Annotated in this window: 9 protein-coding genes; 8 read left to right on the top strand and 1 reads right to left on the bottom strand. The window is 51.2% G+C overall.

Translation table 11 applies throughout. From position 1 onward, the window contains the following. From ACEW8P_RS20670 to ACEW8P_RS20660, 3 genes are all read left to right on the top strand, one after another. Positions 1–2,885: aminotransferase class III-fold pyridoxal phosphate-dependent enzyme (locus ACEW8P_RS20670; protein WP_373514971.1), on the top strand; the 2,885-nt coding region annotated here is incomplete at its 5' end. A gap of 6 nt (positions 2,886–2,891) precedes the next feature. Further along, positions 2,892–6,947, top strand: coding sequence for an amino acid adenylation domain-containing protein (locus tag ACEW8P_RS20665; protein ID WP_373514970.1), 4,056 nt, complete (start codon positions 2,892–2,894; stop codon positions 6,945–6,947). 14 nt (positions 6,948–6,961) lie between these two features. Continuing rightward, the gene (locus tag ACEW8P_RS20660; RefSeq protein ID WP_373514969.1) at positions 6,962–7,756 is read left to right on the top strand and encodes a 4'-phosphopantetheinyl transferase superfamily protein; all 795 of its coding nucleotides are present in this window, start codon (positions 6,962–6,964) and stop codon (positions 7,754–7,756) included. Between the two features lie 98 nt (positions 7,757–7,854). On the opposite strand, the gene ACEW8P_RS20655 is transcribed toward ACEW8P_RS20660, so the two are convergent. Beyond that, positions 7,855–9,015 (bottom strand): Gfo/Idh/MocA family protein, encoded by a 1,161-nt coding sequence (locus ACEW8P_RS20655; protein ID WP_373514968.1) that lies wholly within the window; start codon positions 9,013–9,015, stop codon positions 7,855–7,857. A gap of 145 nt (positions 9,016–9,160) precedes the next feature. Between ACEW8P_RS20655 and ACEW8P_RS20650 the strand changes: the two genes are divergently transcribed. The 5 genes from ACEW8P_RS20650 to ACEW8P_RS20630 all read left to right on the top strand — a co-directional run bounded on the left by ACEW8P_RS20650 (position 9,161) and on the right by ACEW8P_RS20630 (position 15,424). Beyond that, positions 9,161–10,072 (top strand): glycosyltransferase family 2 protein, encoded by a 912-nt coding sequence (locus ACEW8P_RS20650; protein ID WP_373514967.1) that lies wholly within the window; start codon positions 9,161–9,163, stop codon positions 10,070–10,072. A 4-nt stretch (positions 10,073–10,076) separates the two neighbouring features. Beyond that, entirely contained in the window at positions 10,077–11,279 is a 1,203-nt protein-coding gene (locus ACEW8P_RS20645) for a glycosyltransferase family 2 protein (RefSeq protein WP_373514966.1), read from the top strand. After that, complete coding sequence (locus ACEW8P_RS20640) at positions 11,276–12,133, top strand: glycosyltransferase family 2 protein (RefSeq protein WP_373514965.1); 858 nt, start codon at positions 11,276–11,278, stop codon at positions 12,131–12,133. Before ACEW8P_RS20645 ends, ACEW8P_RS20640 begins: the two co-directional genes overlap by 4 nt. Positions 12,134–12,168: 35 nt before the next feature. Further along, positions 12,169–12,942: a glycosyltransferase family 2 protein gene (locus tag ACEW8P_RS20635; RefSeq protein WP_373514964.1), complete on the top strand. Its 774-nt coding sequence runs from the start codon at positions 12,169–12,171 to the stop codon at positions 12,940–12,942. An 88-nt stretch (positions 12,943–13,030) separates the two neighbouring features. Continuing rightward, positions 13,031–15,424 (top strand): T9SS type A sorting domain-containing protein, encoded by a 2,394-nt coding sequence (locus ACEW8P_RS20630; RefSeq protein ID WP_373514963.1) that lies wholly within the window; start codon positions 13,031–13,033, stop codon positions 15,422–15,424. Positions 15,425–15,429 lie beyond the last annotated feature (5 nt).

Here is a 15,429-nt window from a genome sequence, read left to right as displayed (position 1 = left end):
TTGATGCCTTGAAATTAGTCGCGGGCCGGGGGCAGATGGTGAGCGAATTGCCAAAGGGGAGTATGCTATCGGTTCGGATGGAAGCCGAGGCGCTGCGGGCCATACTACCCGAAACCTTGTCGATTGCGGCCATCAACACTAAGCAGCTGTGCGTAGTAGCGGGTCCCGACGATGCGGTAGCTTCTTTTGCCGCGCAACTGAATTTGCAGAAAGTACCCAATCGCTTGCTGTCCACTAGCCACGCCTTTCATTCGGCCATGATGGACCCCATCGTGCCCCGCTTCACTGCATTGGTGAAAAGCGTAACTTTGCACCCGCCGCAAAGGCCAGTCGTATCGACGGTGACGGGTACCTACCTGACTGACGACCAAGCAACAGACCCGGTTTACTGGGCAAAACATCTGCGGCACACCGTACGCTTTGCCGATGCGCTCGAAACCCTGCTTGAACGTCAGCAGTCGGTTTTTCTGGAAACAGGGCCCGGGCAGGCCTTGACTACGATGGCTCGGCAGCAGGCCGGTTTGCGTAAGGTGACGGCTTTGAACAGCCTGAAACCACCCAAAGCAGACTCGTCCGAGTACCGGATGATACTGGAAACACTCGGGCAACTTTGGCTCAACGGGGTCGAGCCAGACTGGAGCCTGTTTTATGCCGGACAAAAAAGAGCCAAACTCGTACTTCCCACCTATGCATTCGACAAAAAACGTTGCTGGGTCGATCCCGTACTACCTATAACTGTTAGCCAATTATCTGAGACTCATATCAATGAAGTACCACAAATTATCGAAGAATCGAAAGTAATGAGAAACGATATTTTACTGGCAAAGATCAAAGCCATCGTAGAAGACGCCTCGGGCTTTGGAATGGCGGACGTGAGACCCGACCAAACATTTATTGAATTGGGACTGGATTCGTTGCTGCTGACGCAGGTGGCGATTATGCTAAAAAAGGAATTCGGTTTGCCATTAACCTTCCGGCAACTGAACGAAGAATATGCTTCGCCCGAATTATTGGTAAACTATCTCGATCAGAATTTGCCCGCCGGGGCATACCAACCCGCACTATCTGCTCCGACTCCGGCAATGGTATCGAATTCGCCCATCAATTACGCTACCAACCAAGGAGAGACCAACCCAGCCATTGGATTGATTGCGCAACAATTGCAAATACTATCGCAGCAGATTGCCTTGCTACAAGGGAGCAAACCTGCCCCGCCAATACCCACGCCTGCCACTCCTGTAATTGGCACGAATAATGCTTCAGTCAATGGAAAGCAACAGACGAATGGGCTACTAAATGGCGAAGAATCAGCCGTTGAGGCAAACGATCTGACAGCCGAGGAAGCGGCCGATATCAAAAAGCCATTTGGCGCAGCCGCCCGAATCGAACGGCAGGAGACCGAACTGACGGCTACACAACAGACTTTCCTCCAAAAACTGACTGAACGATATACAAAAAAGACGGCCGGCAGTAAGTCGTACACGCAGCAGCACCGCCCCCACATGGCGGATCCCCGCGTGGTGTCGGGTTTCAAACCGCTGACGAAAGAATTGGTATATCCCATTGTGGTCAACCGTTCAAAAGGAAGTCGACTATGGGACATCGACGGGAACGAGTACATCGATATGCTGAATGGATTTGGCTCGAATATGTTTGGCTACCAACCCGATTTTATCAAAGAAGCCCTGCACCAGCAGGTGGATAACGGCTTTGAAGTTGGACCCCAGCACGAACTGGCGGGTGAGGTTTGTCAATTGGTTTGTGAACTGACTCACTCCGACCGGGCCGCACTGTGCAATACCGGATCGGAAGCGGTATTGGGTGCCATGCGCGTCGCCCGGACGGTCACGGGCCGCTCGCTGATTGTGGCCTTTACCGGATCGTACCACGGGATTATTGATGAAGTAATCGTTCGGGGAAGCAAGAAATTGAAGTCATTTCCTGCAGCACCAGGCATTATGCCGCAGGCGGTACAAAATATGTTAATTCTGGATTATGGCACCCAAGAAAGCCTGGAGATCATCCGGGAACGGGCGCAGGAAATCGCCGCCGTGCTGGTAGAACCCGTGCAGAGCCGCCGCCCGGAATTTCAACCAGTCGAATTTTTGAAGGAGTTGCGCACTGTGACCGAAGCGGCCGGAACTGTGCTGATTTTTGACGAAATCATCACCGGGTTCCGTATGCATCCGGCGGGAACCCAAGGTTTGTTTGGCATTCAGGCCGATCTGGCTACCTACGGAAAAGTGGTGGGTGGTGGACTATCCATTGGGGTAGTTGCCGGAAAAAAACGGTTCATGGATGCGCTCGATGGAGGAGGTTGGCAGTACGGTGATAGTTCGTTCCCCGAGGTTGGCGTTACGTACTTTGCCGGAACGTTCGTGCGTCACCCTTTGGCGCTGGCCGCCGCCCGAGCGTCATTACTCCATTTGAAACAACAAGGTTCGCAGTTACAGCGCCGCCTGACCGCCAGGGCCGAACGGCTTGCCGAAGCGCTCAATACCGAATTCCAGCGTCGGCAACTGCCGCTTTCCGTGACTCAGTTTGGCTCGCTGTGGCGAATCAAATTTCATCAGGAAGTAGCCTACAGTGAGCTGTTGTTCACGCTGATGCGGGAAAAAGGCATTCACATTTGGGACGGCTTTCCCTGCTTCATCACCGAGGCCCACACCGACGCAGAAATCGATCGGGTGATCGAGCTTTTCGGCGAAAGTGTGGACGAAATGATTGAAGCCGATTTTTTTCAGGCTGTACCAATGGTAGTGGATGAGTTGAACCAGCCGCCCGTTCCGGGGGCCAGGCTGGGCCGGGATCAGGCAGGTAATCCGGGCTGGTTTTTGCCTGATCCGGATACGTCTGGAAAGTATTTGCAGATCGAAACAAAATAGACTTCTATGGTCGAACCCCTCTCAACTGAAACCGTCGCTTCGCTAGAATTTAACCCATTTCAAGGCCCCGAGATAAGTCGGTTATCGCCTACCACCGAGCCGCAGATGGAAATCTGGACGGCCTGCGTACTAGGGGGCCCCGATGCCAACCGGGCTTACAATGAGTCGGTTTCTTTGCGTTTTCGAGGCGTTCCCGAGCGGGTTGCCTTGGAACAATCCGTACGGAAGCTCGTTCGGCGACATGAGTCGCTGCGTTCCGCTTTCAGCGCCGATGGTCAGCAGATGCTTATCTTCCACGACTCGCCTGTCCGGGTGCAGTTCGAAGACTACACCGAACAAACACCCACCGAACAGGCCCAAGCCGTAGCTGGTTTTCTCCAGCAGGAGGCCGAGTACAGCTTCGATCTGTTGCACGGGCCTTTATTCAAGGCAGCTTTGCTGACGCTCTCAGCGGACAATTCGTACCTGGTGCTTACGGCCCATCACATCGTCTGCGATGGCTGGTCGATAGGCATTTTAATGCAGGATCTGAGCGCACTGTACTCTGCCAATGTTCAGAACCAATTCGCTGCGTTGCCCGAACCAGTTTCGTTCAAAGAATTTGCCGATGCGCAGATTTTATTTGAACGTAGTCCGCAGTACGCGGAGATTCAGAAGTTCTGGCTCGACCAGTACAAACAAGACGTTCCGGTGGTCAATGTACCGACTGATTTCCCACGCCCTTCCGTCCGTACTTACAAAAGTCATCGGTTAGATTTTAATCTGGACGAAACGTTGGTTGCCGCCCTGAAAAATATGGGCCGAGAAGCCGGGTGTAGTTTTGTCACAACGCTGGTCACGCTTTTCGACGTGTGGCTGCATCGTTTTACTGGTCAGGATACGATCAGCATTGGATTACCAGCCGCCGGACAATCAGTTACGGGCGACTACCGACTCGTCGGGCATTGCGTCAATCTGCTGCCGTTGCGTTCGCAGTTGCTAGAAGGAGTGCGGTTTGTCGATTTTCTTAAGCAACGCAAAACCGAATTGATGGATGCCTACGACCATCAGCGACTGACCTTCGGTAGTCTGTTAAAAAAATTGGGCATGGCCCGCGATCCGTCGCGGGTACCCCTGGTGCCAGTCATTCTCAACGTCGATATGGGCTTGGCCGATGACGTCAATTTTCATGGATTGACCTACCAACTTATAAGCAACCCACGGGCGTATGAAAATTTCGAGTTATTTCTAAATGTGTCCGGTTCTGAGCAGTCGTTGACTTTGGAATGGTCGTACAACACGCAATTGTTCAAACCTGAAACCATTAGCGCGATGATGGCGGGGTTTGAGAACCTGCTCCGTGAAGTCGTATCAAACCCAGCAATACGCATTGATGCCTTGGACTGGGCTGTGACTAATGAGCCCGTAAAATCGCTGATTCAGGCGGAAACACCAATTCAGGAGGCATCAACGCCCACTACGCAACAACAGCAACTCCATCGACTTCTGGCCGAAACCGCGGCGCAGTTTCCGGAAAAAACCGCCCTTGAATTTCAGCATCAGAAGCTGACGTTCCGGCGTTTACACGAAATAGCAAATCAGTTGGCTACGTTTCTGATAGAAAGCGGCATCCAAAAAGGCGACATCATAGGGGTGGCCCTCGACCGTTCGCCCGAAATGCTGATTTCGCTGCTGGCCATTCTAAAAGCCGGGGCGGCTTATCTACCCCTTGACCCGGCCTATCCACACGATCGGATTGCCTACATGCTGACCGATTCTTCGGCCCAGATGGTCATCACAGCGCAAAAATATGCCGGCCGGTTGAATATATCAATTATGGAAGTGGAGGTAGAAAAGGCATTGGCCGAATCTTCTGTGTTAACCCCGACCGAGCCAGCCGTATCCACTGGGGGCAATGATTTAGCCTATATCTTATACACTTCCGGCTCAACGGGCAGGCCCAAGGGGGTTTTGATCGAGCACCATAACCTAGTCAATCTGCTAACGAGCATGATTGATTGGCCGGGTATCACGCCGGACGACCGCTTGCTGGCGGTCACCACAATTTCGTTCGATATCGCCGGTTTGGAATTGTTTCTCCCGTTGCTGGTTGGAGCGACGCTCGTGCTCGCCGACACCGAAACTACCCGCGATGGTCGGCTGCTGCTGGAAGCCGTTCAAAATGAGCAGGTGTCGATGATTCAGGCTACACCCGCTACCTACAAAATGATGCTGGCGGCTGGCTGGGAAACGCCTCTGCCTTTGAAAGTACTATGCTGTGGAGAACCATTGTCGAAAGATTTGGCCCAAAAGCTAATGACCCGTTGTGCTTCGCTGTGGAATATGTACGGACCAACAGAAACGACCGTTTATTCGACTGGTAAACAAATACTCCCGACCGACAACCTTATCACCATTGGCCGACCTATTCAGAATACGCAGGTGTACATTCTGGATGCCGAAGGAAACCAGTTGGGCATCGGGTCGGTAGGCGAGATTACTATTGCCGGGGAGGGCGTGGCGCGCGGCTACCATAATCGGCCCGAACTGAACGCGGAAAAGTTTATCAAAAACCCGTTTGGCGATGGATTACTGTATCGCACCGGCGACTTGGGAAAATGGACGCCCCATGGTGAGATTCACTGCCTGGGTCGAATGGATCAGCAAGTCAAGATCAGAGGATATCGCATCGAGCTTGGTGAAATTGAGTATGCCGTATTGGGGAATAGAGATATTAAAGACGCTGTAGTGGTAGCTCGCGAGGATCGGCCCGGCTACCAGTACTTGACCGCGTATGTGGTGCCAGAAACTACCCCTGACTCACTCACCCACAATGTTCCGACCGCATCGAAAGAGCAGATACAAGGGTGGAAGCAGCGGGTAACGGATTTGTTGCCGGATTACATGGTACCGACTGAGTTCGTCGTCCTTCCCCAACTGCCTCTCACCCCCAATGGAAAAATTGACAGGAAGGCACTACCTAAACCGGAAAGTGAAAGCCAATCGGCGGCTTCGTCGGCTATGCCACAAACCAGAGAAGAAGAGTTGGTAGCGGCCATCTGGTCGGATGTACTTGAGCTGGAAACAATCAATGATACTGACGATTTCTTTGAGCTTGGTGGGCACTCGCTGATTGCCGTGCAGGTCATGACACGAATCGAGCAAGAAACCGGGAAGCGACTACCACTTTCCACGCTTTTCGAGTATCCGACCGTTCAGAAATTAGCCTCATTACTGCAGACCAATAAAAAAGCAACCACCTGGAAATCGCTGGTACCCATCAAACCAACAGGTACCAAGATGCCCATTTACTTCGTCCATGGCCATGGGTTGAATCTGATGAATTTCAACAGCGTAGCCAAGAATATGGATCCAGACCAGCCGGTATATGGATTTCAGGGGCGGGGGCTCGATGGACAGGATGAGCTATTGGAAAGCATAGATGATATGGCTGCTTTCTATGTCAGTGAACTGCTTGAACACAACCCGGCGGGTCCCTACGCGCTGGCAGGTTATTCATTTGGAGGATACGTAGCCGTAGAAATGGCCCGTATTCTTTACGAAATGAAAAAGGACGTTCGCCTTCTGGGCCTTTTAGACACCGATGCCGAAATTATAAATTCCCAGGTATTGGATGCCAGCAACCTTTACAAACGTATCCGGCGGCAATTTCCTAAGCTGATATGGGTGATTCGTTCTTTCATACGCGATCCCGCGCAAACGGTTGCTTACCAGAAATCTTTTTTCAAACGCAAATTTACTGAGTTGGTAAAGGTTGCTGGTCTTCGGGAAGAATCGAAGCCAGACGACGACGTGTTGCATCATTTGGACCGTATTACGATAGTTTCGGAAAACGCGTACCAAAAGCATATTATCAGGCCTTTTGACGGCCAGGTTACTTTGTTCCGAGCCAAAAAACGCCCCTACTTTGTGGCAGATTTTACTTTTCTGGGCTGGAAACAATTTGCGCTTAAAGGTGTGAAAATTTATGAAGTACCCGGCGATCATAAGACGATGTTTGAAGACTCACACGCCCAGGGAACTGCTCGAATCATTCAAAAGGCTCTGACTGAAAGTAAGTGAGAAACGAATGGCTGATGAACGAGTTAGGCTCAAATGTGGACAAAAAACAAGATGATAGCTCGATCGTCTGCAAAGAATATGAGCGTGTCGAATGGCAGGATTGGAGGAGCTGTTTATACACAGATGATATAGCAGTATTTCGATTTTATTGCGCAGAAGACACCATCCATCAGCCAGATTGGTCTGCACTGCTTCACACGGATGAAATTGAGCGGGGTGGGCGATACCATCGAAGGGATGACCGTTTACGTTCACTGTATACACGAAGTCTTTTGAGAATTCTGGTTGGGAGATATACCAATCAAGACCCGTTGGCCATTCATCTGACGAAGGGTCTTAGGAACAAACCTGAATTACCAAACAACCTCGGTTGGCACGTAAACGCTGCTCATTCGGGAAACTGGATTCTACTGGCTATTGGCAGGGATAGGGTGGGAATTGATGTTGAAGAGATAAAACCTGATTTTGCTTTCACAGATGTGATTCCCATCAGCTTCATTGCTCAAGAGAGAGAATACATTGAAGCTGATGGGAAGTCTACGGTCCGTTTTTACGAGTTGTGGACTAGGAAAGAGGCGTTTGTGAAGGCAATTGGCAGCGGTATTGATGAAACTTTCTCTCAGGTGCCGGCCCTGACTGGATTTCATAAATTGGAAACTACCAAATTGGAAGTAGCCGGAGAATGGGTGATCGATAGTTTTAACGTTACTGAGAAGTATTCAGCAGCTATTGCGTATAATTGCTCTCCTAAAAATATCCAGTTTTATACAATTGCCCACGGTATTTTCACTCCCCCAGACAAGAGGTAGAAAAAAGTCAAATCTGAGTCTGAACAGGGTGAAGAGCCTCAACTCTCCGACAGATTTGCTGAACAACTACTCTCCGCAATAGGCCGTCTCAACTACCTTCAAGACAGCTTAATCCGCTCCGCCTGCGCCTGTGCCTTCAGCGCCAGTTCCATCGTCAAAAAGCAATGTGCCTGCGTCATGGCTGTTTCGGTGCGGTTGATGACGTCGTCTACCAACTGCCGTCCGTAGGGCAAATCTACGTCGCTGGTGTCGATAGTTTTGGTTTCCTTCTGATCTACTAAAAAAAGATGATTTCCGCCCGGAGCCCCGCTGATGTCTACATTCTTACGAATCTCGATAAATCCCTCTGTTCCCAAAATCGTCAGGCGACCGTCGCCCCAGCTTTTCAGGCCGTCAGGCGTGAACCAGTCCACGCGTACGTAGCCCATGCCGCCGTTGCCGCGCACCATCACATCGCCAAAGTCTTGCAGACCGGGATACTCCGGGTGGGCTACATTCCCCACTTCCGAGGCTACGACATGCGCTTCGGTCGAGCCGGTAAAGAATAGGAACTGGTCGAACTGATGGGAACCGATGTCGGTGATGATGCCGCCGTATTGGTCGAGTTCAAAAAACCACTCGGGACGCGACTTGGGGTTCATCCGGTGCGGACCCAAGCCAATGGTCTGGATTACTTTACCAATGGCTCCGGCTTGCACCAACTCGCCCGCTTTCACCGTCGCCTTGTTTTCGAGGCGTTCGCTGTACATGATGGAGTAAATCTGTTTGGTGGCTTTCTGCACCTTACGCACCTCCGCCAGTTGGGGCAGCGAGGTGATGCCTGGCTTGTCCGACATATAGTCCTTTCCACTTTTCATCACCCGGATACCTAGTGGGGCGCGGTCAGCGGGAATACCGGAACTAAGTACCAGTTGGATGGATTTATCGTCCAAAATTTCCTTCTCGCTGGCGGCGGCTTTGGCTTCTGGGAAGCGTTTTTTGAAGTCCGCCATCAGTTCAGATTCCTTGGCGTAGTACGAAACCAACTCCCCGCCGCCTCGCTGCACCGCGTTGACCTGACCATAAATGTGCCCGTGGTTCATGCCGATAACGGCAAATTTGATGCGCGGCGCGGGGAGAGGTTGGGTAGTTTCAGTCGAAGCTGTCTTTTTTGGTGAAAGGTCAGTTGCCTGGCTCATCAGCGGCACCATCATCAGGCCTGCGGCCGACTGCACGGAGTCGCGCAGAAATTTCCGGCGATTTTCATTTTTAGAATTCATGGTCTTTGTTTTTTGTACAAATAATAAAACCGAAATACAGTGATAATTACTCGAAAACCCAACAGATTCAGGATAAAGGAAACTACCTGAACCTATATTCGTAAGTTTGGTGGGCAAAAGTAATATAACCGCAAGGCGAGAAAATATGGATTTGGTTTCGATTGTCACCGTGAATTTCAATCAGCCCGCTGTCACGGAGGCGCTCTTTCAATCCATATTGAAATTCAACGACTATCCCGCTATTGAGGTCATCGTCGTGGATAATGGAAGCCGTGAGGATTGGACTGACGACTGGCGGGGTCGCTTTCCCAACTTTACATTTATCCGCTCTGAGGAGAATCTGGGTTTTGCGGGAGGAAATAATCTGGGTATTGCGGCGGCCCAAGGAAAGTACTATTTCCTGATTAACAACGACACTGAAGTGACACGAGGACTGGTCGGAAAGCTCGTCGCGACATTGCAAAGCAATCCGAAAGTCGGTATGGTTTCCCCCAAAATCCTTTATTACGAAGACCGCCACCTTATTCAATATGCAGGCTACACGGAAATGGACTTTGTAACGGGCCGCAATCGGTGTATTGGCCTGTTCGAGACCGATCGCGGCCAATACAATGGAGTAATCGGAGAAACAGGCTACGTTCACGGCGCGGCCATGATGGTCACGAAAGCGGCCATTGACAAAGCCGGACTGATGGATACAAACTACTTTCTGTACTACGAAGAACTCGACTGGGGCGAGCGGGTGAAGAAAGCGGGCTATGAACTGTACGCCAACCTGGATGCCACGATTTATCACAAAGAATCCGTGTCGGTCGGCAAGCGGTCGGCGCTCAAAGAGTACTTCATGACCCGGAACCGAATCCTTTTCGAGCGCAAGCACGCTTCTCGTCCGGTGTTTCTGGTGTTCTGCGTTTACTACGCTTTGATCGTGACGCCCCGAAACCTCTTGACCTACCTGAAAAACGGAGAGTATGGGTTTATCAAAGTTTTCTTCCGGGCTATAGGCTGGCATTTTACTCACAAACCGGACAGCCCAGACTTGGGCTATCGACTATAAACCGATGAAAGTACTTTTCTGGGCGTCTGCCTTTATTGTGTTTTATACCTATGTCGGCTACGGACTGGTACTTTTTGTCCTGGTTCGGTTAAGGCGCTTGATTGAAGGAAAAAGACCCACGCCAATTATTCCAGAGGGCGGACACCCTTCGCTGGCGTTAGTGGTTGCGGCCTACAACGAGGCCGACATTATGGCTGCCAAGATCGAGAATACGCTCGCACTGCGCTATCCCGAAGAAAAACTTTCGTTGCTGTTCGTTACCGATGGCTCCACGGACGGCACCCCGGAAGTAATTCGGGACTTTCCCAATATCGAACTGATGCACGCGCCCGAGCGCAAGGGCAAAATCAACGCGATTCACCGGGCCATGCGACAGGTCGAGGCGGATGTGGTCGTTTTTACTGACGCCAATACTTATCTGAACGAAGACGCGCTGTTGTTGCTGGCAAGGCATTACCAAGATCCAACAGTCGGTGCGGTTTCGGGCGAAAAACGGGTCAGAATTGAGGAAAATGCCGATGCAACCGCTGGGGAAGGCATGTACTGGAAGTACGAATCTACTCTCAAAAAATGGGATTCCGAACTACATTCGGTGGTAGGGGCGGCGGGCGAATTATTCAGCGTTCGGCGGTCGCTGTACCAACCCGTTCCTGACGATACCATTTTGGATGACTTCATGATTTCGATGCAGATTGCGCAACGGGGTTACCGCATCGTCTATGAGCCGGAAGCCTACGCTACAGAACTATCTTCCGAAAACATCGGGGAGGAGTTGAAGCGAAAGGTCAGGATTGCCGCCGGGGGAATCCAGTCTATTTTACGGTTGCCGGAAGCGGCCAATCCCGTAAAGGATCCTCTACTCTCCTTCCAATACATAAGCCACCGGGTGTTGCGCTGGACGGTGACGCCTTTTCTGATGATTCTGGCTTTGGTCGTCAATGGCATTATTTTTGCTACTTCGGGTGAAACCTTCTACCTGCTCTTACTTTTTGCCCAACTGCTTTTCTACGCCATGGCTCTGGCGGGCTGGGTTTTGGAAAATAAGAAGATAAAGAGTAAAATCTTTTTTGTACCTTATTACTTTTGTATGATGAACTACGCTGTGCTGATGGGAATAAGACGGTATCTTACGGGCCAACAAAAGGCGGCTTGGGATAAGTCGCGAAGAAAGGCTGCCGATCATACTCAAGAAAAAACGCATCTATGATGAACCTCTTCGCTCTACCTCAATGGGTCAAACCCCACCTGTTCAAAGGACGGCAGTTCGGAGACCTTTCGGTAGCTGAACTTGACGCGCTGAAAAGTGCCCTGCAACGTTTCAATGATCCCAATCCAGAAGTTAGCGTGGTCATTCCGGTCTGGAACGAGGAAAACAACATCTACCGAACGCTATCGTCCATAGCGGCTTCCACTACCAAGCTGTCCGTCGAAATCATTGCCATCAATAATAACTCGACCGACAACACCCAGCAAGTACTAGACACCCTGGGCGTAAAGAGCTATCAGCAACCCCTTCAGGGAACGCCCTACGCTCGACAACTTGGCTTAGAAAAGGCCAGGGGCAAGTACCACCTTTGCGCCGATTCGGACACCTTCTATCCCCCTGATTGGATTGACCTAATGGTGGCACCCATGCGACAAAACGACAATGTTGCCGGAGTATACAGCGTTTATTCTTTCATTCCACCCGCGGGGCAGAGCAGGCTGGGTCTTTCGTTGTACGAGCTTTTCACGGTACCTCTTATCTATTACCGGAAAAGAAATAAGGAGTACATGAACGTCTTTGGCTTCAACATGGGCTTTGTCACCGAAACGGGTCGCCAAATCGGCGGCTTCCGCGTGCGGAGCAACCGGGTGTACGCCAATGCGTCGGGTAGCGATTTCGTCAACGAATGTGAGGACGGCCGCATGGCATTGGATTTGACCGAGAAAGGAAAACTACGGTGGGTCACCGATTCAGGAGCGCGAGTTTTCACCTCTTCAAGGCGGCTGATGGACGACGGTGGTATTGGCAAGGCGTTCATGCGACGGCTCAAACTACAGCTTGGCTTCTCCTCCTGAGGGTAATTGATTTTTAGGTTTTACAAACTACCCTGATGCAAACGGTCTCATTTCCTGAAATAACGCTACTGATTAGTCATTACAATCGTAGCCTTTCCCTGGTTAGGTTGGTGCGGACAGTGAGTGAACTGGGGCTACAGTTTGGTGAAATAGTGGTTTCCGACGACGGGAGTAAGCCCGAGCACGTCGAGAGACTGCAAAATTTTCGGCATGAGCTGGGCTACACCCTGCTTACTGTGCCGAAAAACCAGGGAATGGGCCATAATTTCAATAAGGGCCAGGACGCGGTAAAAACGGAGTACACGCTTTTCATCGAGGAAGATTTCGTACCTAACCCTGAGTTTGTTCCTGCTTTATCGAAGGCTTTTTCCATCCTCAAAGAGGATCCTGAAATGGACATCGCCCGCTTCTACGGTTATTTTAAGTACCCTTACCTGCGCTCTATCGGTGATGGATTTGCCGAAATGCAGTTCAGCCCATGGAAGTCGGGCTATCGGAAATTTTTCATGTACAGCGACCACCCCCACCTGCGGCGCTCCACTTTTTTTCAAAAATTTGGCCGGTTCAGGGAGGACACTCGGCCCGATAAGACGGAGTACCTGATGATGATGTCGTTTTTACACAATAAGGGGAAAGGTATATTCTTTGAGGCATATCAAGAATTGTTGACCCAAAGTAACAGCAGCGAGGAACCAAGCACGATCAGTCGGGAAGTTTGGCGGCAAAGTGACAACTTTCTCATCACGGGGGTTCGCAATCTTTATCGCCACTTCAAAATGAATCGGGACTACTGGCGGGGTCGGAAGTGAACCTTCTTTGGTAGGATAGCGTACATACAATGGTAGCAAGACAACCGATAAGCGGCTGTCTTGCAGCACACACACTACTGCACTTATCATGAATAAAATACTCAGCTTTCTCCTGCTGTCTACGCTTCTGCTGACGCTCTCCATGACTTCCCATCTCGGGAACACCAACTTCCTTACCGCCGAAAATGGGATTAAGAATCAGGCAGCGGCGTCTAAAATCACCCTCGATCCTGCCCGCAAGATTCCCATTGATCCCGACAGATGGTACATTCTCAATAACACGACCAACAGCCTGGCCGCACTATTTGATGGCGAGACACAGAAAAACGTAATACTGGGATACGGGCTGGTATTGAGTACTTACGATGCCTATTATCCGCTCCGCGAAGGGGAAAGCATGACCCTCGACCACATCAGGATGTTTGATTTCGAGGGTACTTTTACAGGCAGCCCTGCTCGTCTCTCTGTCATTACCTCAGACTGGAAGCGAATTTCCGTAGCTACTTTTACGGGCAGCGTATACAATGAATGGGTAGGTCCCGAGCCCAATCGGCAGGCGGCTGGGGACGCAAAATTCAGCCTTGACACTCCGGTAAAAGGCATCCGCTACCTGGTTTTGACAACGCAGGGCGGACTCCCCACTGAGCTGGAACTGTACGGCGAATACCAGGCCGGCAATCCGGTATCGGTAACCCCGGCAGCGCGTCCGGTGAAACTCCGCGACATGCTGGGCGTGAATGCTTACGAATGGAACTTTCTGGACCCTAACATTCCCACCGAAATCAATGAGCCAAAAATGCAGCTGGCCAAAAGCTTCGCCGGGATCAGGCATTATATGGACTGGCAAAAACTAGAATCCGCCGAAGGGGTTTATTCTTACAGCCCTACCCTGAGCGGAGGCTGGTATTATGACAAAATTTATGAACGTTGCAAGGCCGAAGGCATCGAAGTACTGGCCTGCCTCAAAACCGTGCCCGACTGGATTCTCGCTACCTATCCGGCGGCAGAGCGGGACCACGAAAATGTCCCGGTGCGTTATGGTCGTGCTTTTGATGATCCAGCCTCCTACCGTGAGCAGGCCCGAGTCGCTTTCCAGTACACCGCCCGTTATGGCAGCAACAAAGGAGTAGATCCCAAACTCCTGAGCGTGTACGATAAGCCCCGCTGGCCGGGCGACCAAGTAAACACGGTGAGGATAGGCACCGATCTTATCAAGTACCTCGAGTGTGACAACGAGCGGGACAAGTGGTGGAAGGGACGGAAAGGTTACCAAACCGCCCGGGAGTACGCAGCCAACATGTCGGCCTTTTATGACGGTCACAAGAACACGATGGGAGCAGGTATTGGTGTAAAGAACGCTGACCCGAATATGAAAGTGGTTATCGCCGGCCTGGTGAGCGGCGCGGAGTACATCCGGGGTATGGTGGATTGGTGCAAAGAATTTCGGGGCTACAAACCCAACGGTCAGGTGAACCTTTGCTGGGATGTAATCAATTATCATGTGTATACCGACAACGCCTCCTCTTCCCAAAGTGGTACTTCTACGCGTGGCGTCGCTCCCGAACTAACCAGTGCCGACGCAAAAGCGGACGCATTTGTCAGGGTGTCGAATGAACTCTGCAATGGAATGCCCGTCTGGATTACCGAAACGGGATTCGATGTCAATCAACAGAGCCCCCTCAAAGCCATTCCCATCGGCCAGAAGTCAGCCCTGCTTACCCAAGCCGACTGGATTCTGCGTACCTCTTTGTTCTCAGCGCGTCACGGAATTCAGCGCGTGTTTTTTTACCAGATGTACGACGACAACGAATCCGGAACGATATTTGCCAGCTCGGGACTACTGAATTCCAACGGAACGCGCCGCCCGGCGGCCGACTACCTGCGTCAGACTAAAGATTTGTTTGGCGAATACTCCTATGTGCGTACCTTGAACCAAGATCCCATTGTGGACGAATACACTTACGGTGGTAAACTCATGTACGCCTTGGTGATCCCCGACGAAGTGGGCCGAACTGCAACATATAGTTTATCGATTGGTAGTGCTACCGAGGCCCGCGCGTACCGCCCCACTGCAGGTCGCGACGGCATGATATGGAACAATTTAAAAGTCACGAATGGCCAGGTTGTGATCGAGGTAGGGGAGACCCCCCTCTTTGTTGTTCTCGACCCTACTGACAACCCGGCCCCTGTAATAACCGGAATAAGTCCGACGACTGCGGTCTCACTGGAAGTTGTCGCGTATCCCAACCCCGTAGTTGAGGGGCAATTCAATGTCGTAGTGGAGAACGACGGTAGCGGAGAAATCGAAATCAATCTTTTCAGCGCCTCGCTCGGGACCTTGCATCGTCATGTGATTTTGCCCGCAGGGAAAACCCGCAATAACTACCAGATGGACATTTCGAAATTGTCGGCGGGAGAGTATATTATAGAGGTCAGGCAAAAGGAGAAGCGTGCTTTCAAAAAGATAGTACGCCTCGACTAAGTAAA

The organism is Persicitalea sp., from assembly GCF_041751555.1.
Lineage (GTDB): Bacteria > Bacteroidota > Bacteroidia > Cytophagales > Spirosomataceae > Persicitalea.
Note: the sequence above shows the minus strand (reverse complement) of the source record. Positions and strands in the feature narration are given on the sequence as shown.